General features: G+C 41.2%; 15 protein-coding genes and 1 pseudogene. All 16 read left to right on the forward strand.

The features are described 5' to 3' along the window. The first annotated feature begins 391 nt into the window (after positions 1–391). Positions 392–2,401 (forward strand): tetratricopeptide repeat protein, encoded by a 2,010-nt coding sequence (locus V7L12_RS14535; protein ID WP_335085076.1) that lies wholly within the window; start codon positions 392–394, stop codon positions 2,399–2,401. A gap of 266 nt (positions 2,402–2,667) precedes the next feature. Beyond that, positions 2,668–4,653, forward strand: coding sequence for a tetratricopeptide repeat protein (locus V7L12_RS14540; protein ID WP_335085078.1), 1,986 nt, complete (start codon positions 2,668–2,670; stop codon positions 4,651–4,653). A gap of 2 nt (positions 4,654–4,655) precedes the next feature. Continuing rightward, entirely contained in the window at positions 4,656–5,684 is a 1,029-nt protein-coding gene (locus V7L12_RS14545) for an NAD-dependent epimerase/dehydratase family protein (RefSeq protein ID WP_335085080.1), read from the forward strand. A 265-nt stretch (positions 5,685–5,949) separates the two neighbouring features. Further along, complete coding sequence (locus V7L12_RS14550) at positions 5,950–7,215, forward strand: class I SAM-dependent methyltransferase (RefSeq protein ID WP_335085082.1); 1,266 nt, start codon at positions 5,950–5,952, stop codon at positions 7,213–7,215. Positions 7,216–7,254: 39 nt separating this feature from the next. Continuing rightward, positions 7,255–8,052 (forward strand): sugar phosphate nucleotidyltransferase, encoded by a 798-nt coding sequence (locus V7L12_RS14555; protein WP_335085084.1) that lies wholly within the window; start codon positions 7,255–7,257, stop codon positions 8,050–8,052. After that, complete coding sequence (locus V7L12_RS14560; protein ID WP_335085086.1) at positions 8,049–8,702, forward strand: PIG-L deacetylase family protein; 654 nt, start codon at positions 8,049–8,051, stop codon at positions 8,700–8,702. Before V7L12_RS14555 ends, V7L12_RS14560 begins: the two co-directional genes overlap by 4 nt. 38 nt (positions 8,703–8,740) lie before the next feature. After that, on the forward strand, positions 8,741–9,298 hold the full coding sequence (gene rfbC / locus V7L12_RS14565) for a dTDP-4-dehydrorhamnose 3,5-epimerase (RefSeq protein WP_335085088.1): 558 nt from the start codon (positions 8,741–8,743) through the stop codon (positions 9,296–9,298). A gap of 161 nt (positions 9,299–9,459) precedes the next feature. Further along, positions 9,460–10,344 (forward strand): hypothetical protein, encoded by an 885-nt coding sequence (locus V7L12_RS14570; RefSeq protein ID WP_335085091.1) that lies wholly within the window; start codon positions 9,460–9,462, stop codon positions 10,342–10,344. A gap of 40 nt (positions 10,345–10,384) precedes the next feature. Next, entirely contained in the window at positions 10,385–11,323 is a 939-nt protein-coding gene (locus V7L12_RS14575; protein WP_335085093.1) for an NAD-dependent epimerase/dehydratase family protein, read from the forward strand. 14 nt (positions 11,324–11,337) lie between these two features. Then, positions 11,338–12,678, forward strand: coding sequence for a DUF4910 domain-containing protein (locus V7L12_RS14580; RefSeq protein ID WP_335085095.1), 1,341 nt, complete (start codon positions 11,338–11,340; stop codon positions 12,676–12,678). Positions 12,679–13,104: 426 nt separating this feature from the next. After that, positions 13,105–13,272: a CopG family transcriptional regulator gene (locus V7L12_RS33205; protein WP_094348841.1), complete on the forward strand. Its 168-nt coding sequence runs from the start codon at positions 13,105–13,107 to the stop codon at positions 13,270–13,272. Positions 13,273–13,635: 363 nt separating this feature from the next. After that, positions 13,636–14,035, forward strand: a pseudogene (locus V7L12_RS14585) (BamA/TamA family outer membrane protein); the annotation flags it as partial. 86 nt (positions 14,036–14,121) lie between these two features. Then, a complete protein-coding gene (locus V7L12_RS14590) occupies positions 14,122–16,593 on the forward strand; it encodes an S-layer family protein (RefSeq protein ID WP_335085099.1) in 2,472 nt (823 codons plus the stop codon). Positions 16,594–16,679: 86 nt separating this feature from the next. Then, entirely contained in the window at positions 16,680–19,124 is a 2,445-nt protein-coding gene (locus V7L12_RS14595) for a two-partner secretion domain-containing protein (RefSeq protein WP_442947888.1), read from the forward strand. A 77-nt stretch (positions 19,125–19,201) separates the two neighbouring features. Beyond that, positions 19,202–21,760: a CHAT domain-containing protein gene (locus tag V7L12_RS14600; RefSeq protein WP_335085101.1), complete on the forward strand. Its 2,559-nt coding sequence runs from the start codon at positions 19,202–19,204 to the stop codon at positions 21,758–21,760. 192 nt (positions 21,761–21,952) lie between these two features. After that, positions 21,953–22,939 carry a DUF928 domain-containing protein gene (locus V7L12_RS14605; protein ID WP_335085103.1) on the forward strand — a complete coding sequence of 329 codons (987 nt, stop codon included), beginning with the start codon at positions 21,953–21,955 and terminating at the stop codon, positions 22,937–22,939. Positions 22,940–22,982: the final 43 nt, after the last annotated feature.

A 22,982-nucleotide genomic window follows, 5' to 3' on the forward strand; every position in this document is an offset into this window, starting at 1 on the left:
TTGGTAATTTTTGATTACTAATTTAAGGCTTATTTCTCAAGAGCATCCCAATGCAAGCCAAAAGACACAGGATTAGTACAAAAAACCTGTACAAACCTCTTTTATTTGCGTCCTTCTAACGAGACGCTGCGCGAATGCGGTTCGTTATTTCATTCTCTGCCTAAGTCCAAATACCGTATAAAAATAAACTTGCACATTTGAGATGCTCCCTATTTCTCGCCCATAGTGTTGACAAAATCTTTCTTTTATCTTAATTTAATAATTTTGTTTTCTTCTACAGGCAAAAATAGGTAAGATATATTATTAATAGTTATCACCTATCATTCTGAAGTTATAGTAATCTATAAGAATCTAATATCAAATTAAATATAGTTATAGATAATAAATAATTATGGATAATACAAACATTTCCGAATCTAAAGTTAAATCTCTTATTGAAATTGCAGTACAGAAGCATCAGTCAGGTCAAAAGGATGAAGCTGAATTGCTAGATAAAACAGAAGTAGCTGAAATCCTCGAACTAGCAGTTCAACAGCAACGAGACAATCTTTTAGTGGAAGCAGAACTGTTATATATTCAAATTCTGGAAAAACAACCTGACAACCCCGAAGCTTTATATGGTTTAGGGATGTTGGCGCAGCAGATGGGACAACCCCAAACAGCTGAACAGTGGCTAAGTGCAGCTTCGCAAGTTCAACCAGATTCTGTTAAGACTTGGTTCAGTTTAGGTAATTTGCGTTTAGCTCAGGAACAGTTTTCAGAAGCAGAGAAAGCTTATCGGCAAGCTTTAGTTTTATTACCTAACTCACTGCCAATTTACAATAACTTGGGCTATACTCTGCAACAACAAGGATTATTTGAAGAAGCAATTAACTATTATCAAAAAGCTCTAGAGTTAAAGCCAGACTTTATAGAAGCAGAGGTTAGTTTAGGCAATGCGTTACACGCTCAAGGTAAGCTCTCCAGCAATCAAAAAATGCACTATGCACAATTAAATAATCAATTGGGTATTGCCCGGAAAAAAGCTCTTGATTTGAAAAATGCTATTACTTGTCACAAGCAAGCGATCGCACTACAGCCAGATTTGTTAGAAGCTCATTATAACTTGGGGTTGGCGTTGCAAGAACAAGGAGAATTAGAAGAGGCGATCGCATCCTATCAACGAACCTTAGAACTTAATCCCAACTATGGAGAAGCTTACCTCAACTTAGGCAAAATTTACCAACAGCAGAACAATTTCACAGAGGCGATTTCTGCTTATCAACAAGGGTTAAAGCTGATTAATCCCCACTATGCCAAAGCATTAGCAGCTACCCAAGCACTTGAGAACACAGATGAAATACCAGTAACTCACCTGTATCCTCAAGGGGAGGTGCAAATAGGTAAGTATTACTTCCCACTAATCCCTCCAGTATCCGAAACAGGAGACAAGCGACCTTTTTGGAGTGTGGTTATTCCTGCATATCAACGTACTGACTATCTGCTAGAGTGTTTGGTCAGCGTCCTAGCTCAATGGTCAGGAACTGAAGAAATGGAAATACTTGTGATTGATGATGCAAGTACACCACCTCTATATCAACTAGTAAATGCGATTGGGCGAGGAATAGTACGCTATTACCGCAATCCGCAAAATCTCAGACAGCAAGGAACTTGGAATGCAGGAGTTAGTAATAGTCGAGGATTGTGGATTCATTTACTTCATGATGATGACTATGTGTTGCCAGGTTTTTATACTCGCCTCAAGCAGAGTCTAGAAGGTTGTCCAGATTCCGTTGGAGCAGCTTTTACAGGTTATGAAAATATCAGTGAAACAAGAGAAATTACTTTCCGCCAACAATTATACGGCACATATAAAGGTATAGTTTCAGACTTATTGCTATATGTTGGTGTCGCAAACCCATTGAATCCACCTGCCGTTGTGATTCGTCGAACAACCTATGAACGGCTAGGTGGATATCATCCAGAATTAACCTCTACTCTCGACTGGGAACTCTACAAACGGATCGCCACCTTCTATGATTGGTGGTACGAGCCAGAAATTTTGGTTCATTATCGCGTGCATTCCCAAAGTATGAGAACTGAACTTTCCTTATCTGGAGATCGGGTAGCATCTATCTGTCGTTCTATTGAGATTTCTGAGAGCTATCTTCCAGCCGATCTTTGTGTAAAAATTACAGCACAATCACGTAAACATTACTTCATTAATTGTTTAGCAGATACAGAAATTCCTCTTGAGGCTGGTCATTTGACTGGCGCTTTTCGTACCCTTGAAGAGATTCTCAAAATCGATCGGTCTGCTGAGTCACTAGCGCAGTTATTTGCTTGGCTGAGAACAGATATTGCCACTCCTCTGAGGGATGAGATTGCCTTCAGGTTGATCTCTTTGCCTCTAAACAATTAGATAGTCAAAACCTTAACTAAGTCCTGGGGGTTCGCCCATTTTTTTGAAGTTAGAGAAATTGGTAAATCAGGTAGGAATAAGGGTTTGGAAAAAATCAAGTTTTTGGGTGGTGGTGAGTGGTGAACCAATACCCAAGATTAATTCTCTAGAATAGCGATCGCAATCTGGGACAAATGCTATAACCCTTATTTTTGCGTTACGTCTTTTTTATAACTGCCTAGAAAATGAGCGAACCGGGAGTAAATACTAATAATAAAATAATTAAAATGGCAACAATTACAGAATCTCTCCAAATAGCATCGAAACATCATAGAGCCAATGATTTAACCAAAGCTGAACAAGTGTACCGTCAGATTCTGGAAAAACAGCCTAACCATCCAGAAGCTTTATATAGGTTAGGCATACTGTCACAGCAGGTTGGTAAGTTTCAAAATGCTGAACAGTTGTTGAATGCACTCCTCCAAATTCAGCCTAACTCCGTCAAGGGTTGGTTCAGTTTAGGTAACTTACATCAAGCCCAAAGTCAGTTACCAGCAGCGGTGGAAGCATATCAGCAAGCTATAGCGCTACAGACAGATTCAGCGCCACTTTATAATAACCTTGGTTATACCTTGCAACTACAAGGCAAATGGGAAGAGGCAGTTGCTTGCTATCAAAAAGCCTTAGAGTTACAGCCCAACTGTACTGAAGCTGACGCAAATTTGGGTAACGCATTGCACGCCCAAGGAAAGCTCTCTTCCCAACAACAGGCTCAATACGCAGCGTTAAACAATCAGTTGGGCAGAAGTCGGCAACAAGCAAAAGATTTAAAGAATGCTGTAGCTTGCTATCGAACTGCGATCGCTTTACAGCCTGATTTGCTCGATGCTCACTATAACTTGGGAGTTGCACTTCAAGAACAAGGTGATTTGGAAGAGGCACTAGCCTCTTATCAAAAAGTATTGCAACTGAATCCTGACAACGGAGAAATTTACCTCAAATTAGGCAAAATTTACCAAGATCAAAAAAAATTATCAGAGGCAATATCTGCCTATCAACAAGGGTTAAAGCTCATCAATCCCCACTATCTCAAAGCATTTGTAGCTGATGCGGGAATCGAAAAAGCTGAGGAAGTGCCGATTACACCAGAGCTTCCTCAAGAGGAAGTAATTGTGAGAAACTATAAGTTTCCCAAAATTCCAGCTGTTGCGGCTAGTGAAAAGAAGAGGCCATTTTGGAGTGTGGTGATTCCTGCATATAAACGTACTGACTATCTTCTCGAATGTCTGGCTAGTGTTTTGGCACAATGGACTGGAGAAGAGGAGATGGAAATTCTGGTAATGGACAATGCCAGTACGCCACCACTTTTCGATCTAGTGAATGCTATTGGCAGAGGTATAGTCAGCTACTACCGCAATTCGCAAAATATTGGGTTAGCGGGAAACCATAATACAGGTATTATCCTCAGTCGAGGGCAATGGATTCACATACTTCACGATGATGATTATGTTCTCCCTGGTTTTTATTCCCAACTCAAGGAGAGTTTGGAGAATTGTTCGGATTCTGTTGGAGCAGCTTTCACAGGTTTTGATAATATTAACGAAAAAGGGGTGTTTCTTTCCAAAGGTGATATTTTTTACTGGTATGGAGAGGACAGAGGTATTATTCAAAATTGGCTGTTGCAAATTGGAGTGACAAATCCGTTGAGACCCTCGGCAATAGTTATTCATCGGCAAACCTATGAAAAAATAGGGGGATATTGCTCTGAGTTGAGCGATCTTAACGGGTGGGAACTGTGTAAACGTATTGCTACTTTTTATGATTGTTGGTATGAACCGAAAATTTTGGCTTGTTATCGCCTAGATACAAGTTTGTACGCTCAGAAAATGTCGAATGAGCTTTTTGCGACAGGAAATCACGCAGTATTTCTCCGCCGTGCCATCGAGATTACAGAGAGCTATCTTCCTGCCGATCTTTGTACAGAGATTACAACAAACGCCCGTAGCTATAACTTTGAATATCTTCTAGAAAACAGGGTAATCTTTCCTCTGATGTCTGGTAATATGACTGGTGCTTTGCGTATTCTCCAAGAGGCTTTAAAAATCGATCGGTCTCCGGAAGCGGTAGCAAAGTTATTTGCTTGGTTGACTAAAGATGAAGCAGCTCCCTTACGAAATGAGATTGCTGCCAAGTTGCTTGCTATTCCTGGAGAAAATATTCCAGACAATATTCCTATTGAATTAAAATCCCCACAAAGTGCGATCGCACGCTAGAAATGAAAATACTTGTAACTGGAACTGAAGGTTATATCGGCTCGTTATTAGCTCCCCTCTTGATCCAACAAGGTCATGAAGTTATTGGTTTGGATACTGGCTTTTATAAAGTAGGTTGGCTATATAACGGCACCAAGCTAACTGCCAAAACCCTCAACAAAGACATCCGCCACATTACAACAGAAGACCTGCAAGGCGTGGAAGCAATAGTTCATATGGCAGAACTCTCTAACGACCCTTTAGGTCAGTTAGCCCCTGATATCACCTACGATATCAACCACAAAGGCTCAGTACATATAGCGAAACTGGCGAAAGCAGCTGGAATCCAACGCTTTGTCTACACTTCGTCATGTAGCGTCTATGGTTTTGCCACTGAAGACTACGTTAGCGAAGAGTCTACCATCAATCCCCAAACAGCTTATGCCAAATGCAAAGCACTTGTCGAACAGGATGTGAAACTCCTTGCTGATGATAGCTTTTCTCCCACCTTTCTCCGAAATGCTACAGCCTATGGCGCTTCTGGGAGAATGCGCTTTGATATTGTCTTAAACAATCTAGCAGGTTGGGCATGGACAACTAAAGAAATCAAGATGAACAGCGACGGTACACCTTGGCGTCCCCTAGTGCATTTATTGGATATTTGCAAAGCAATTATCTGTACCTTAGAAGCTCCGCGTGATGTAATTCACAACCAAATTTTCAATGTCGGCGATACAAATAGCAACTATCAAGTCAAACAAATTGCTCAAATAGTTGCAGAAGTTTTTACAGATTGTAAATTGAGCTTTGGTAAACACGATCCTGACAACCGTAGCTATCGAGTTTTATTTCATAAAATTAACCAAAATTTACCAGGATTCAAATGTGAATGGGATGCCCAGCGTGGTGCCCAACAACTATATAATGTCTTCCAGCAAATTGATATGGATAGAGGAATATTTGAGTCTAGAGGCTTTACTCGCCTGAAACAACTAGAATACCTCATTCGCACTCAGCAAATCAATCAATATTTCTTCTGGCAGACTGTTTAAAAATTTCATATAATAACAATACCTTTGCCAAAATAAGAGCCTATAAAATTTTTGGCAAAAACGGCAAAATGACTCATATATAAGAGTTTAGCTAACAAGGTAGCTTGTCAGATCAAACCCTTGATACTGCTGGCAATACCTTAAAAAATGCTTGCGAGAAACCTTGAAGGAATTTTTAGAACTTATTGTTTTTGCCAAACCTTTGAGAACAGGACGTTAATACATCAACTCAGCCTCGTAAATTGGCGAAGGTATTGAATAAGTTATGAATTTACTAAAACCAACAGATAATCAGCTAATAACTGGTAACTGTCTATTCTGTGGAACAGGCTTACACCATACCTTCGTAGATTTAGGTATGTCTCCTCCCTGCGAAAGTTATCGCAGTCTCAAACAACTCAATGAAGTAGAGCCATTTTATCCTCTGCATGTCTATGTTTGTGAGGAGTGTTTTTTAGTTCAACTCCAAGAATACATTAGTCCAGAAAATATTTTTAGTGACTATGCTTATTTTTCTTCATACTCTGATAGCTGGTTACAACACGCCAAAAAATATGTTGATTTGGTAGTAGAACGTTTCCAATTAAACCAGGAAAGTCAGGTAATAGAAATTGCTAGTAATGATGGCTACTTGCTGCAATACTTTGTTGCCAAAAACATCCCGGCGCTGGGAATAGAGCCAGCAGCAAATGTTGCTGAGGTAGCAATTCAAAAAGATATTCCTACAGTTGTCAAATTTTTTGGACAGGAGACAGCAAAAGAACAGGTTGCTAAGGGCAAACAGGCAGATTTATTACTCGGAAATAATGTCCTTGCTCACACACCATATCTCAATGATTTTGTCAAAGGAATGAAAATTATCCTCAAACCGCATGGTGTAATTACTATGGAATTTCCCCACTTGATGCGGTTAATCGAGGAAAATCAATTTGATACTATTTACCATGAGCATTTCTCTTATTTTTCCTTTATTACCGTAGACAAGATTTTTGCTGCTCACGGTTTGACAATTTTTGATGTAGAAGAATTAACTACTCATGGTGGTTCTTTGAGAATTTATGCGCGCCACAATGAAGACTCTTCTAAACCTATTAGCGACCGAGTATCAGAACTGAAAAATAGAGAAGAAGCGGCTGGTTTTACGCAATTAGAATACTATTTTTCCTTTGGAGAACAAGTTAAAGAAAGTAAACGTAAGTTATTAGATTTCTTGATCAAAGTTAAGCGGGAGGGAAAATCGATTGTTGGTTACGGTGCTCCAGGTAAGGGAAATACTCTCTTAAACTATTGTGGTATCCGCACAGATTTTCTTGACTATACAGTAGACCGTAACCCTTACAAACAGGGCCAATTTTTACCAGGCACTCATATTCCGATTTTTCATCCAGACAAAATTGCCGAAACCAAGCCTGACTATATACTAATTTTGCCCTGGAATCTGAAAAATGAAATTATGACGCAAATAGCTTACATTCGGGATTGGGGAGGTCAATTTGTTGTACCAATTCCGGAAGTTAATATCTACTCTTAAGTATTTAATATTTTTTATAATCAAAAAGGGGTAAGTGACGTGAAAGTAGTTTTATTTTGCGGTGGTTTAGGAGCCAGAATGAGAGAGTATTCAGAAAGTATTCCTAAACCAATGGTGAATATTGGTTATAGACCAATATTATGGCACGTAATGAAATACTATGCTCATTATGGTCACAAAGATTTTATCTTATGTCTTGGTTACAAAGCTGACCTAATTAAAAGCTATTTTTTGAATTACAATGAATGGCTTTCTAATAACTTTAGCCTTTCCAACGGTAGCCAAATTCAGTTATTTAATCGAGATATTCAAGATTGGAATATCACATTTGTAGATACAGGGTTAACTGCCAACATTGGTCAAAGATTCAAGGCGGTAGAAAAATATCTAGAAGGAGAAGAAGTATTTTTAGCTAATTACAGTGATGGTTTGACCGACTTACATTTACCAACCTATATTAATAATTTTTATCAGCGTGATAAAATCGGTAGTTTTTTGTGTGTTAGACCTAGCCAAAGTTTTCACCTAGTTGACATGGATGAGGATGGCTTGGTGAAAGATATCAAAGATGTCAAACAACGTGATATTTGGATTAATGGAGGATATTTTATCTTTAAAAAAGAGGTTTTTAACTATATTAATCGTGGCGAAGAACTTGTTCTTGAGCCTTTTCAAAGACTGATTACCAAAAAAGAACTTTTTGCCTATAAATATACTGGCTTTTTCGGGGTAATGGATACCTTTAAAGAGAAGCAACAGTTAGATGATATGTATGCTCAAGGCGACAGACCTTGGGAAGTATGGGGAGATGAACAACTAGAAGTCAGCCATATATGATCCAACTTAGCTTGAACAAGACAGAAGAATCTGAGTACAAAATTCTTTGTCTAGGTTCTCATTGCGATGATATCGAGATTGGTTGTGGAGGCACAATCTTAAAGCTGATAGAAAATTACCAACATGTTGTTATCTATTGGGTTGTTTTTTCTTCCAATGAGCAAAGAGCAGAGGAAGCAACCACAAGCGCTAGTCTCTTCTTAAAAGAAATCCCAGTCAAGAAAATTATCATTAAAAATTTTCGAGATGGCTTTCTACCTTTTCAAGGGATAGAGGTGAAGGAATGCTTTGAACAGTTGAAGCAAGAATTTTCACCAGATATAATCTTTACTCATCATCGAGACGATCGCCATCAAGATCATCGCTTAATTTCTGACTTGACTTGGAATACCTTTAGAAATCATTTAATTTTAGAATATGAAATACCCAAATATGATGGTGATTTGGGTATTCCTAATTTCTTTGTCCATTTAAATGAAACACTCTGCCGTCGAAAAATTCAATATATTTTGGATGCATTTACTAGCCAAAATAATAAGCAGTGGTTCACAGAAGAGACTTTTCGTTCAATTCTCAGAATTCGAGGGATTGAATCAAATTCACCGAGTAAATATGCGGAAGCATTTTACTGTCGAAAAATATTTTTCTAAAAATTAGAATTTGAATTTAATCTCAGGTTTGTAAATTTATGATATTCACTGAAACTAAAATAAAAGAAGCATTTATTGTTGATTTAGAACTGCACCGAGATATTCGCGGCTTTTTTGCTCGGAGTTTCTGTACTCAGGAATTTCAAGATCATGGTTTAAAACCTACTATTGCCCAATGCAATTTATCTTTTAACTATAAAAAAGGAACATTGCGGGGTATGCATTATCAAATGCCTCCTTCTCAGGAAACAAAATTGGTGCGTTGCATCAAAGGAGCTATTTATGATGTAATCATCGATTTGCGTCCAGATTCTCCTAGCTATTTATCTCATATTGGTATAGAGTTAACTGCTGAAAATCGTCTTGCTCTCTATATCCCAGATAGGTGTGCTCACGGTTTTCAAACTCTGAACGATGAGACGGAGGTGATGTATCAAATGGGTGACTTTTATGCACCAGAATATGCTGGCGGGTATCGCTATGATGACCCAGCTTTTGGTATTGAATGGCCTCTATCTGTGACTGAAATTTCGGATAAAGATCGGGCTTGGAGTTTATTTAAATCGAAAAAAATTGTAACGCCTACGGTGATGTAAGACTTTTAAGATCAATTTAAAAATATATAGTTGCTGAGTAAATATAGGATTAGGATCGCACAGAGGCGCAGAGACACGGAAAATCAAAATTTGAAAAATTAAATTTTGATTTTCATACTTAACACTGTGTTCAAGCTTTGTTACAGCAGATGAGGGGCGAAGTGAATACAATTTATTTTGATTCGATTTTTAGTGATGAAATCAGACGCAAGCATCTTTATAATGGACAAGTGTTTGTCTTTTCTCCTTGCGCCAGTGCGATCGCTCTATGTGATTTTGCTCGTGGCATGGTTGAAGAAGCATTTGCCCCTTTAGATCCGAGAGAAGCACAACATAGTTTGCCTGTAGAGAAATACGTTGAGATATTAGCACAACTCAAGCCAGCTTTTATCCATCATCCTGAATCTAAACAACTCATTCAAGGCATCTTGAAAGAAAGTGGATGTGACTTGAGCAAAACTTATTTCGATGTACCTCGCCTGAGAACAGCAACCAGCGATCGCTATCTGACTGCTGGTATTGCTTACGCTTTCCATCCTCATCGTGACACTTGGTACTCTGCTCCTCAGTGCCAGATCAACTGGTGGATTCCTGTCTACGATATTACCCCAGAGAATGCGATGGCATTCCATCCGCGCTACTGGAGTCAACCAGTTAAGAATAGCTCAAGAGATTATAACTACGCTCAGTGGATTAAAGAAAGTCGCAAAAATGCGGCACAGCACATTAAAACAGATACGCGCAAGCAACCCCATGCGGAAGAAACTTTAGAAATGGAGCCGCAATTGCAGTTAATTACACAAGTCGGTGGCATGATTCTCTTTTCAGGAGCGCAGATGCACTCCACTATTCCCAACACATCAGGCTATACCCGTTTCAGTATTGACTTTAGAACCGTACATTTTGATGATGTCATAGCTCAAAAGGGTGCGCCAAATATTGATTCAGCTTGTACAGGAACTTCTTTAGGCGACTTCTTACGAGGCACTGACTTCTACCCGATTACTGACACATTGTTATTGTCTACAACAAACAATCTCTTGTAGAATAACTTTTGTTTTTCAAACTCCAGTCTGTGAGCAATAAATGGTGAACTATGTTGAAAAATTGTCTGGACAAACAATACTGATTACAGGTGCTAGCGGATTTCTAGGATCTCATTTAGTCCGTCATTTATGCCACAATGGTGCAGAAGTACATGCTGTTTCTCGCAATTTTCATACTTCTGATATCAGCTGCTTGCGATGGTGGCACGGTGACATGGAAGACATTAAGTTTGTTCAAAATGTTTTCCACAGCATTAAACCTGACGTAATCTTCCATTTATCCGGTCTTGTGACAGCAGTTCCTAATCTAGAATTCATATTGCCTACCTTTCACAGTTTACTGACCAGTACTATTAACTTATTGACGATAGCTGCCGAAATTGGCTGTAGTCGCATTGTGTTAATAGCTTCTTTAGAGGAACCAGAACAAGATCGTCCTGAAGTAGTTCCTTCTTCTCCTTACGCTATTGCTAAATTTGCTAGTAGTACTTATGGTCGGATGTTCCATCGACTCTATCAGACACCTGTTGTTCTTGTTAGACCCTTTATGACCTATGGGCCAGGGCAAAATGTGTATAAGATCGTTCCTTCTGTTATTCTTTCCTTGTTGCAAGGGCAAGCTCCAAAACTTAGTAGTGGAAAGCGTCAAGTTGATTGGATTTATATCGATGACGTGATTGCAGGACTTCTCGCTGCAACACAAGTTCCTAGTGTAGAGGGCTGTACATTCGACTTAGGTTCGGGAGAACTAGTACCTATTCATGCAGTTGTGTCCCAGCTTGTTAATCTGGTCAACCCTCAAATCCAGCCTCTATTTGGTGCTTTACCTGAGCGACCGATGGAAAGAATAAGAGTAGCTGATACGGCTTATACATACGATAAACTGGGTTGGCAACCTTCAATTCCTCTAAAGAAAGGCTTGGAATTGACTGTAAATTGGTATACAAAACATCAACAAAAGATTGGATACACCAGTTAACAAGGATTCTACTTATGGTTGCAGATAGATTTCAGAATATTAATTTAGTTGATCTAAAAAATTCTTTGAATCTCAAGGATATCAGTCTAGAAATTTACCAACTAATTTCTGATTTATATCCCATTTGCCGTAGTATTACAGGTGATGGTTTTAGAGAAACTTTAAAAATTATCCAGCAGTATATTCCTTTGTCAGTTCATGAAGTGCCAACAGGAACAGAGGTATTTGATTGGACAGTCCCTAATGAATGGAATATTAAAGATGCCTATATTAAAAACTCTCAAGGTGAAAAGATTGTAGATTTTGCTAATTCAAATTTGCACGTTGTTAACTATAGTATTCCCATACATCAAAAATTATCTCTCCAAGAACTTAAATCACATCTATTTACACTTCCAGAATCCCCTAATTGGATTCCTTACCGAACTTCATATTACAAGGAAAGTTGGGGTTTTTGTCTAAGTCACAATCAATATTTGCAACTAAATGATGAAGAATATGAAGTATTTATTGATTCTTCCCTCGAACCTGGTCATCTGAGCTATGGTGAGTATTATATTCCAGGAGACAGTACTGATGAAGTCTTGATTTCTTGCCATGCCTGTCATCCTTCACTGTGTAATGATAATCTTTCGGGAATTGCGATCGCTACTTTTATCGCTAAATATTTAAGTCAAACTACACCAAGATATTCCTATAGATTTCTCTGGATTCCCGGAACCATTGGCTCAATTACATGGTTGGCTCTCAATGAAGCTAAAGTCAATAACATTAAACATGGCTTGGTATTAACTTGTTTAGGAGATTCAGGCAACTTTACCTACAAAAAAAGCCGTATAGGTGACACTAAAATCGATAAAGTTGCTGCTTATGTACTCAAAAACTCAAAACAAGATCACAAAATTATAGATTTCTTTCCCTATGGCTATGATGAGCGACAATATTGCTCACCTGGATTTAATTTAGCTGTAGGTTGCTTCATGCGATCGCCTCATGGTAGTTTTCCTGAATACCATACCTCAGCAGATGATTTAAATTTCGTTCAACCCCAATATCTTGCCGAGTCATTCTTTCAATGTCATTCGATGTTGTATATCCTCAACAATAACGAAACCTACTACAACAAAAATCCCAAATGTGAGCCACAGTTAGGTAAAAGAGGAATATATCGGACAGCTGGTGGTAACAAAGATAGCGGGCTAAATGAAATGGCAATCCTGTGGGTTTTAAATTTATCTGACGGTCAGCATACTCTATTAGATATTGCAGAAAGGTCGGGAATGTCATTTGATGTGATTAAATCTGCTGCTGATATATTATCAACACATGACTTATTAACAATTAAAACCAACTAAGTTTGGAAAATATTGGGAAAATAAAATTCGCTACGACACAAACGTAGGCAAGTCTTTCCCACCAGGTAATCTAAAAGAAAATCAGGGGTTTTAAACCCCTGGAGGCGGGTTTGATGTGTGTAGCCGCGAATTCTATTTGTTAGGGCTGCTAACTTTTTCTATATTATTATTCTCAACGGTTCTGTGAGAATACTTATTTTGTATTGATAATTTAATGTAATTTTTACATTCTATTTATAATTACTGCTCGGAAAGTAGCTTAACTTTATAATCTAGAATATACTTCACCTCTTCACTATTGCTTGGAAAAATATCCTATTTAACTTCATGATTACTTGAAATAAATGTCATTACTTATACCATTGTAAGAGCAGTTTAGATGATTGATATTAGAGAAGTAGTTTAAAAACATACCTTGTCTAGTACATGAATAAAAAATGGGCTGTTAAACGACTTACAATCAATCTCACATCAGGTGAGGCACAGAAGCTTGAACAATACTGTTCAACAACGGGGAGACCAGCAACTGATGTAATTCGGGAGTTAATTCGCTCTCTTTATCCTAAAGATGAAAAAGCCTCTGAAACCTCGTGAATCAGACTGCAAAAAAAATCAAATCAGGATAAGTACATCTTAATTTGTCAGTGAAATATGCTGCTTAACAGTTATCAGCTAACAGTGAATCCCCATAACTAAAGTTAGGGAATTTAAATAAGAATACTCTCTTACAAAGTTCAGAGCCGAGGAAATCTTCGCTCTGACTTTTGCTTTGAATATGGTGCAATCATCTTGATACACTTGCATAATGAAAAATATCAAATTAATTGAACAAAAGGTAGAATTCAGCATCAAGATGCTCTTGCTAGCTTGCTTCCCCGTAGTGTTAGCGAGTCCGCAAGCGTTTTGTAAACCACCAAATTTCAAGTTTTGTGGGTGTCTTGTCTTTAACCAGTATGTTTAGCTAGGGGCGATTTCCAATTGGCAGCAGATTCCTTAGTGCCTTTGGAGAAATTTGGTCTTGGTGGACAGCTAAGTGTACGGACGTCAAGACGCATTACTCACAGATAATGGACTGTTATTTTCGGCGGAATTTCGAGTACCAATTGTCTGCGCTGCCAAAATTGGCGGGGTGTTGCAACTGACACCCTTCATTGATGTGGGCAAAGGCTGGAATACTAAGGGCGAAAATCCATCACCGAGTAAGCTTGTTAGTACTGGGCTAGGGCTGTTATGGAAACAGAGTGATGACTTCTTGGCCCGTCTAGATTGGGGCATTCCTCTGATCTTAGTGGACGGTGAAAGGCGATCGCTCCAGGAAAATGGGCTGTACTTATCGGTGCGCTATTCACCGTTTTGAGGGAAGCGATCGCCTAGTTGATGGTGTTAAAGCGATAATCCATTTAGGGAACCCTATGTATTATAAGTATTGAAGGAAACCGAGCGATGAAAGCAGCCTCTGTTTACTGGGGTTTGATCAATGTAATGTTGACAGGTGGAATGTTCCTCTGGTGTGGCTTTGCCAACGCCCAGATCACCGCAGATGGCACTGTTAATACCACTGTCTCCCAAAATAGTAATAACTTTATCATCACTAACGGTAGTGCTGCAAATAGTAACCTTTTTCACAGTTTCCGGCAGTTTACTGTTCCCACAGGCACTTCAGCCATCTTTGATTTAATCAACACGCCTAATATATCCTCTATATTCAGTCGTGTTACAGGAGGTAATATTTCTCACATTGATGGCGTGATTCAAACCATCAACAGCAACAACCCCGTTAGCTTATTTTTGATCAATCCTAGTGGCATTGTCTTTGGCCCCAATGCCCAACTGAATATTGGTGGATCGTTTGTCAGTACAACTGCAAATAGCATTAAGTTTGCTGATGGGGTGGAGTTTAATGCTAGCAACACTACAGCACCCCCTCTCTTAACGATCAATGTGCCAGTTGGCTTGCAGTTTGGGCAAAACTCAGGCGCGTTGGCGCAGCCCGCCGTAGGCATCGCAGTACAAAACTCGATCAATGGCATCTCCCAAAATCCACTAGGTTTACAAGTGAGTTCAGGAAAGACCCTTGCCTTGTTGGGAAATGGGATTGATATAGCAGGGGGCGTTCTCAAAACTGTGAATGGCTCCATCGAACTCGGTAGTATCCAGTCAGGACAAGTTAGCCTCAGTCCAACAAATCAAGGTTGGGCGTTTGATTATTCCAATGTTCAGAGACTGAGTGATATTCAGTTGAGTCAGCAAGCACTGATAAATGTAAGCGGGTTTGGCAACAGTGCGATTCAATTGCAAGGTAAAAATATTCGTCTTTTAAATGGTTCCACTGTTTCGACTAATAATTTTGGTGCCATGTCATCGGATCGGATCGCAGTCAATGCCACTGAAACATTTCAACTTATCGGAACAACTCAGGATGGAACCAGAAGCAGCCTATTGATCAGCAACACGAGCAATCTGGGTCAGGGTGGAGATATTGTCATATCGGCAAGACAACTTTTGCTTCAGGATGGGGGAGATATTCTGACTCAAACTTTAGGTCCAGCAGCAAGTGGTAACATTACAGTGAATGCGTTAGAGTCCATTCAAATGAGTGGGTTTAACCCTGCCAATTCGGGGGGAAATACAGCGATTTTAACGCTCTCTTATGGTTCGGGAAATACAGGTAATATCACGCTATCCACCCAAAAACTAAGTGTTACTAATGGTGCTGGCATTGCGTCATCCAGCTTCCAAAAAGGCAACAGTAGCAATGTTCAGATTAATGCCTCCGATTCCATTGATGTTGCTGGGATCAATAATATCAACCTTTTGCCGAGTAATGTGAGTTCATCAACGATTGGTACTGGCAATGCAGGTAATGTGACTATTAAAACTTCACGGCTAACCGTACGCGATGGAGCCAATGTTACCTCCTCAACTGGGGGAATAGGGAATGCTGGAAGCCTAAAAATCACCGCTTCAGACTTTATTGAGGTGAGCGGCGCGGCATCAAATAGTACGTTGACTACTGGAATTGGGGCTTATGCACTCCGCCTTGATCCAGTCTCCCGCGCCGCTTATGGACTACCTGACATTCCTAGCGGTAATGCGGGTGGGGTAATTCTGATAACGCCGCAATTACGCATTTCGGATCAGGCACAAGTGGGGGTAAAAAATGATGGCACAGGCAATGCAGGCAATTTTGAGGTTTACGCTGATTCAGTTACTTTGAGGAATCAGGGAGCAATTACTGCCGCAACGCAATCTGGAAACGGAGGAAACCTAGTTCTCAACGTTAAAGAATTGTTGCTCATGCGCGGTAACAGCAAAATTTCTGCTGAAGCCAAGAGCATAGGTAACGGTGGTAACATCTCAATCAATGCACCGATCATCGCCGGATTAGAAAACAGTGACATTATTGCTAATGCCATCAAAGGTCAAGGGGGCAATATCCAAATCAGCACCCAAGGGATTTTCGGATTCCAGTTTCGTCCCCAACTGACACCTGAGAATGACATTACTGCTAGTTCGCAATTTGGGGTCAGTGGCACGGTTCAAATAAATAACATCGGCGTTGATCCAAACTCTGGCTTAGTACAACTGCCAGCGAATGTGGTTGATCCATCACAGCAAATTGCTACAGGCTGTGCGGGCAGTGAAGGCAGTCGCTTTGTAGCAACGGGACGCGGTGGTGTGCCGCAAAATCCCAATCAGCAAGTAACGAGCGATCGCACTTGGTCAGATATCCGCGACCTCAGAGCATACCACAAAACTGGTAATGTCACTGCCCAAACGCCTAGATCGCCAGAGGTTATCGTCGAAGCCACTTCCTGGCATCGCAACGCTAATGGCCAAGTTGAATTAATAGCAGCTCCATCTCCTAGCTATATGCAGCAACTATTAACCTGTGCTGCTTCAGCTAACAGTTAACTACAAATAAAGTTAACTACAAATAAAGTTAGCAACAATTCCATTTTGGGAAACCTAAGCACACAGGTCAAAATGGAGACGGGGTAGTGAAAGTAATTTCTGCTAGGTTTGGTTTCATCAGTGGAATGTTAATATGTGGGATTTGGAGTAGTTCTGCAAATGCTCAAGTAATTTCCGATGGCACTCTCAATACCACAGTATCCCAAAGCGGCAATAACTTCACCATTACCAACGGCAGTCGTGTCGGCAACAACCTGTTTCACAGCTTCAGCCAATTCTCTATTCCTAGCAATGGTTCTGCATTCTTCAACAATGCGGCAGATGTGCAAAATATTTTTAGTCGTGTGACTGGGGGCAATGTTTCCAATATTGATGGTTTAATTAGAGCCAACGGTAGCGCCAATCTATTTTTGCTCAATCCCAATGGGATTATTTTTGGAGGCAATGCCAAATTAAATATCGGTGGTTCGTTTATTAGCACGACAGCTAATAGCATCAAATTTGCTGATGGGACTGAATTTAGCGCCATTAATCCCCAAGCGAACACATTATTAAGTATCAATGTTCCCATTGGACTGCAACTAGGTCATAATCCTTCAGCGATACAAGTCCAAGGTACAGGGCATTTAGATATCGAGAGCGATATTATTCCTACGATTCGCAATCCTAGCCCAACAAGATTGCAAGTACAGGCAGGAAAAACTTTGGCGTTGGTGGGTGGTAATCTGAATCTGAATGGCGCTACCTTGAGTGCCGAAACAGGGCATATAGAATTAGGTAGCCTGGGAGGTGCAGGATTAGTTAGTTTAGTGCCAACCACTCAGGGATATAAATTGGAGTATGGCAACGGGCAAAGCTTTAGTGACATTCAACTAGCACAAAAGTCACTATTAGATGTCAGTGGGGTAAATGCGGGTTCAGTTCAGCTTCAGGGACGAAATATTCGCTTGAGCGATGGTTCGTTAGTTTTAGCGCAGAATTATGGAAGTCTTCCTGGTGGAGACATTCGTTTTCAAGCATCAGAAGCCATCGATATCATTGGCGGAACATCCGCTACCACAATTCGAGGTGGGATTCGCAGTAACACCTTGAGCACCGGAGCTGGTGGGAATATAAGTATCATCACTCCCCGGTTAACACTCCAACAGGGTTCGGGGATAGAGAACTCAACACACGGAGTAGCTGACAGTGGCAACATTCAGATTGAAGCGGCAGCAATAGAGATGTCCGGCTTCTCACCCCTGACGCCCATTGCAACAAACATTCTCACTGGCACATACGGTACTGGGTCAGCAGGTGATATCTCTATTAATGGGGATAGATTGGTAATATCTGGTGGAGCTTTATTGACTTCATATACATATGGCAGTGGCTCTAGTGGTAAAGTGACAATTCGCAATCAAAATACCACAGTTATGGGGAAAACCCCTTTTGAAATTTCTAGTAACATTAGTATCAGTAGCTTTGCGAGCGGAAATACAAAAGATTTGATCCTAGATACTGGGAAGTTACAAATCTTAGATGGAGGAGCAGTTGGTTCATTAGTATTTTATACTGGCAATGGAGGAAATGTCAGTATTAATGCTAGAGAGGCGATCGCAATTAGTGGTGTCAGTCCTAACACTTCCAGTAGCCTCGGTTCATCTGTCATCCGTTCAAGTCCACAACTACTTAAGTTATTTGGCTTACAGGATGTACTGACGGGAAATGCAGGTAGTGTTAGTATTACCACACCAAATTTGACACTCAAGGATGGCGGTATTGTAAGCGTTACCAGCCAAGGTAGTGGAAATGCTGGCAATCTTAATATCACAAGCGATCGCATCCAATTAAAAAATCAAGGCTCAATCCAAGCACAGACAGAATCTGGTAATGGTGGCAACATCGACTTACAAGTGGGAAATTTGTTGCTAATACGCGATCGCAGCAATATTAGTGCTACAGCAGGCGGTAACGGTAATGGAGGTAATATCAATATCAATGCACCTATTATCGCCGGATTAGAAAACAGCGACATTATTGCTAATGCGGTGAAAGGTAGGGGGGGTAATATTCAAATCAGCACACAAGGGCTTTTCGGACTGAAGTTTCGTCCCCAACTGACATCAGAGAATGACATCACTGCTAGTTCCCAATTTGGGGTTAGCGGCACGGTTCAAGTCAATACCATCGGCGTCGATCCAAATTCCGGTTTAGTAGAACTGCCAGCAAATGTTACAGATCCATCTCAGCAAATTGCCACAGGTTGTTCGGATACTCAAGGCAGTCGCTTTGTGGCAACAGGACGGGGTGGTGTGCCGCAAAATCCCAATCAGCAAGTAACGAGCGATCGCACTTGGTCTGATATCCGCGACCTCAGAGCATACCGCAAAACTGGTAATGTCACTGCCCAAACGCCTACATCACCACAGGTTATCGTCGAAGCCACTTCCTGGCATCGCAACGCTAATGGCCAAGTTGAGTTAGTTGCAGCGCCATCTCCCGCAAATATACAGCCTCAATTAACTTGTGCTGCGCTTGGTGGAAGTTAATTTGCTCCAGGAATTTAAACATAGTAGGCATTGCAATTACTTTACGAAACAAACTCTTAAACCATCACTAACTACCTGTGACTTTCCAAATTAAAAAATGTCGTTGGCTATATATTAGTTTGAGTATTTTGAGCTTGTGTTTGGCAGTGACAATAACACCTGCAAAAGCATCTGTGCAAGTACCGACAACTTCTACCCTGAATGTGTCAGCATCTACTCAACCTAACAATTGGCTGGAACAGGGACGGAACCTTTACCGTTCAGGACGCTTTGCAGAAGCAGTGACGATTTGGCAAACGGCAGCACAACAGTATCATACCCAAGGCGATCGCCTGAACGAAGCTCTAAGTTTAAGTTATCTGTCACTGACACAACAGGAACTTAATCAATGGCAAGCAGCCCAACAGTCTATTGAGCAAAGTCTGAAACTATTGCAAACCTCTATTCCCTCTGCCGATCCAATTCTTTGGGCACAAGTACTTAATACCCAAGCAAATTTGCAATTGCACACTGGCAAAGCCGAAAGCGCACTTGAAAGTTGGCAACAAGCTCAAAAATTTTATGAGCAAGCAGGTGACAAAATGGGAAGCCTGGGTAGTCAAATCAATCAGGCACAAGCTTTACAAACTTTGGGATTTTACCGCCGTTCTAAACAACAGTTAGAGGTACTGACTGAAAAACTCCAAGGGATGCCGGATAATGAAATCAAAGTCAGCGGATTGCGATCGCTTGGTCTAGCCCTGCAAATGATTGGCGATGGCAAAAGTCAACAGGTTTTAGAACAAAGTTTAGCGATCGCCGAGAAAATTGCAGCCAAACCCTACTTGAGTTCTATCCTTATAAACCTGGGAAAAACTGCCGTTGACTTGCAAGATCCAGAAGCAGCATTGGATTACCTTGAACAGGCTCAACTCTTAGCCACCAACCCAGGCGATCGGTTACAAGCGCGTTTAGCTCAGTTTAAACTTTTCCTCGATTACGACAAACTTGAGTTTGCTACCCCACTCGCACCTCAACTACTCCAACAACTTCGGGAACTACCCCCCAGTCATACCTCCCTCTACGCAGCGATCAATTTTGTTGCCACCCTGAATCGTCAATCAAATCCTGACCAAATCCTCCCAATCAAAGATTTGGCGCAACTGATGGCAGTCACAGTCAAATCTGCACAGCAGATCCAGGATGCTCAAGCCGAAGCTTATGCACTGCATCAGTGGGGAAAACTCTATCGTCGTACACAGCAGTTATCTGAAGCACAGGAGTTAACTCAGAAATCCCTCAACATTGCCCGTCAACTCCAAGCTAACGATATCATTGCTCAATCTGCCTGGCAGGTAGGACAGTTGTATAAACAACAAGGCGATCGCTTAAAAGCGATTACCGCTTATACAGAAGCAGTCAATGCTTTAAAGGCACTGCGGGGGGATTTAGTTGCTATCAACCCTGATGTCCAGTTCTCTTTTCGCACCAGTGTGGAGCCTGTCTACCGAGAACTAGTTGATTTACTTCTAGAAAATCAACCTAGTCAAGCAGAACTAATACAAGCTCGTGAATTGATTGAGGCACTCCAAATTGCCGAACTCGATAACTTTTTTCAGGAAGCCTGTTTAGATAGAACTCAACAGATCGATCGGGTTGATCCCACTGCAACCGTCCTTTATCCCATCATCCTGAGCGATCGTTTAACAGTAATCCTCTCTAAAGCAGGGCAACCACTGCGTTCGTATGTCATTCACAAATCCCAAGCTGAAATAGAGCAGACTCTGGACAATTTTTTGGTTGCTCTCAACCCAGTCTCGGATTCCAAAGATCGAGATCGATTGTCCCAACAGATTTATGATTGGTTGATTCGTCCAGAGGAAGCAGATCGAGCATTCGTTGATACTAAAACATTGGTGTTTGTTTTGGATGGTAGATTACGGAACATTCCCATAGCATCTCTTTTTGACGGTAAGCAATATCTGATCGAGAAGTATGCTGTGGCGCTCTCACCAGGATTGCAACTAATGGCGATGCGATCGCTTCATCAAAACCACATCAGTGCGATCGTCGGTGGCATTAGCCAATCTCGCGCTGGCTTTAGTGCTTTACCTGCTGTGGAATCAGAAGTGAAACAAATCTCCAAGGCGGTGTCGTCCTCTGTGTTGCTGAACCAGAAATTTACCAGTCAAGCTCTTGCTAAACAGGTGAAATCCAGTAGTGCAGGTATTGTCCACCTAGCAACCCACGGACAGTTTAGTTCCCGCCTTGAAGATACCTTCTTGCTCACTTGGGATGGAGAAGTCAATGTTAAAGAGTTATCTGAACTCTTGAAAAATCGGGGTAGCGATCCATCAAAAGCCATCGAGTTGCTGGTACTAAGTGCCTGCGATACAGCAGCAGGAGACGATCGCGCCGTCCTGGGACTAGCAGGCTTGGCTGTGAAATCCGGCGCTCGCTCAACTATCGCCACCCTATGGCCCGTCAAAGATCGGGCAGCTGCAATGCTAATGACTCGCTTCTATGACCAACTGCGACAACCCAAAATTACTAAAGCCGAAGCACTAAGACAAGCACAAATTAGCCTAATTCGCCAAACTGATTTCCACGAACCGTTCTTTTGGTCTGGCTTTGTTTTGATCGGCAACTGGATTTAACTAAGTAATAAAACGGAGTTTTTTATAAATGATTTAGCTATTTTTTACAGTGTTTTAGCTCAAGCTCGCCTATACTGCTAGTAGAAGTTCTCTGACTTTACTATTACCTAGACTTATTCTCTGAGCTTCTGACTATAGTCGAAAAAACGTATTTTGTTTGTATCACATTTCAATGACATAAGGAAAAACATCATGAAACGTCAATATCTAGCTAGTACATTGAGCGTTATCGCTCTGATCGCTAGTAGTGTATGGACTAGTGCCTATGCTGTTACATTTACCCCGCCCGCCAATAGTGGCTCTCCCAGACAAGCAACTGGAGGAGCTTCTCGCGGTAGTATATTTACACCTAGCGCTGGTAAAGGTGTGCCTAGACAAGCAACTGGAGGCGCTTCTCGTGGCAACCTCTTTACACCTGCTGCCGGTAAAGGTGCACCCAGACAAGCAACTGGAGGCGCTTCTCGTGGTAATCTCTTTACCCCTGCCGTCGGCAAAGGTACGCCTCAACAGGCAACTGGAGGAGCTTCTCGCGGCAACCTCTTTACACCTGCTGTTGGCAAAGGCGCTCCCCAACAAGCAAGTGCGGGTGCTTCTCGCGTTGGTACTTACTACTTGAATCCAGCAACTACAAGTACAACACAACCAGCAGCGCTAATCGCCCTCTTGCCCCAAAACTTCTATGGCACAACACTGTCTGAACGTCCCACAATATTGGTCTATCTGCCGGCTTCCAATGCTCAAGAAGCCGTGTTCAGCCTCAAAGATGAAGCTGGCAATATGCAACATCAGATGAACATTTCAGTTGCGGGTAAAACTGGGGTAATCGCGATCAAATTACCAGTCAATGCACCCGCTTTAGCCGTTGGTAAAAATTATCAATGGTTCTTAGCACTCAAAGTAGATGGGCAACTTAGTCCAAGTACGCCTTACGTCGATGGTTGGGTTCAACGTATCCAGCCCAGTGCTGAGTTGGCAACAGTAATCCAAGAGCAAGATGCTCTGAAGCGGGCTACTGTTTTGGGTAAAAACGGTGTTTGGTATGATTGTGTGGCAACACTTGCAGCGGTATACACCGCTCAACCTAACAATGCAACTCTCCGCAAACAATGGGAAGAACTTCTATCCTCAGTCAGTTTGAAGGAGATTGTAACAGCGAACTTATTGGCATCTACTAACTAATGGCAGTTTGGGAATTGGGCATTGGGCATTAGGTTAAGAGTAA

This window comes from Nostoc sp., assembly GCF_036918245.1.
In the GTDB taxonomy this organism is placed as follows: Bacteria; Cyanobacteriota; Cyanobacteriia; order Cyanobacteriales; family Nostocaceae; genus Nostoc.

What these genes read in the sequence shown, in the direction of transcription:
- V7L12_RS14535 (WP_335085076.1), top strand. Translation starts at nt 392, where the DNA reads ATGGATAATACAAACATTTCCGAATCTAAAGTTAAATCTCTTATTGAA.
- V7L12_RS14540 (WP_335085078.1), top strand. Translation starts at nt 2,668, where the DNA reads ATGGCAACAATTACAGAATCTCTCCAAATAGCATCGAAACATCATAGA.
- V7L12_RS14545 (WP_335085080.1), top strand. Translation starts at nt 4,656, where the DNA reads ATGAAAATACTTGTAACTGGAACTGAAGGTTATATCGGCTCGTTATTA.
- V7L12_RS14550 (WP_335085082.1), top strand. Translation starts at nt 5,950, where the DNA reads ATGAATTTACTAAAACCAACAGATAATCAGCTAATAACTGGTAACTGT.
- V7L12_RS14560 (WP_335085086.1), top strand. Translation starts at nt 8,049, where the DNA reads ATGATCCAACTTAGCTTGAACAAGACAGAAGAATCTGAGTACAAAATT.
- rfbC (WP_335085088.1), top strand. Translation starts at nt 8,741, where the DNA reads ATGATATTCACTGAAACTAAAATAAAAGAAGCATTTATTGTTGATTTA.
- V7L12_RS14575 (WP_335085093.1), top strand. Translation starts at nt 10,385, where the DNA reads ATGGTGAACTATGTTGAAAAATTGTCTGGACAAACAATACTGATTACA.
- V7L12_RS14580 (WP_335085095.1), top strand. Translation starts at nt 11,338, where the DNA reads ATGGTTGCAGATAGATTTCAGAATATTAATTTAGTTGATCTAAAAAAT.
- V7L12_RS33205 (WP_094348841.1), top strand. Translation starts at nt 13,105, where the DNA reads ATGAATAAAAAATGGGCTGTTAAACGACTTACAATCAATCTCACATCA.
- V7L12_RS14590 (WP_335085099.1), top strand. Translation starts at nt 14,122, where the DNA reads ATGAAAGCAGCCTCTGTTTACTGGGGTTTGATCAATGTAATGTTGACA.
- V7L12_RS14605 (WP_335085103.1), top strand. Translation starts at nt 21,953, where the DNA reads ATGAAACGTCAATATCTAGCTAGTACATTGAGCGTTATCGCTCTGATC.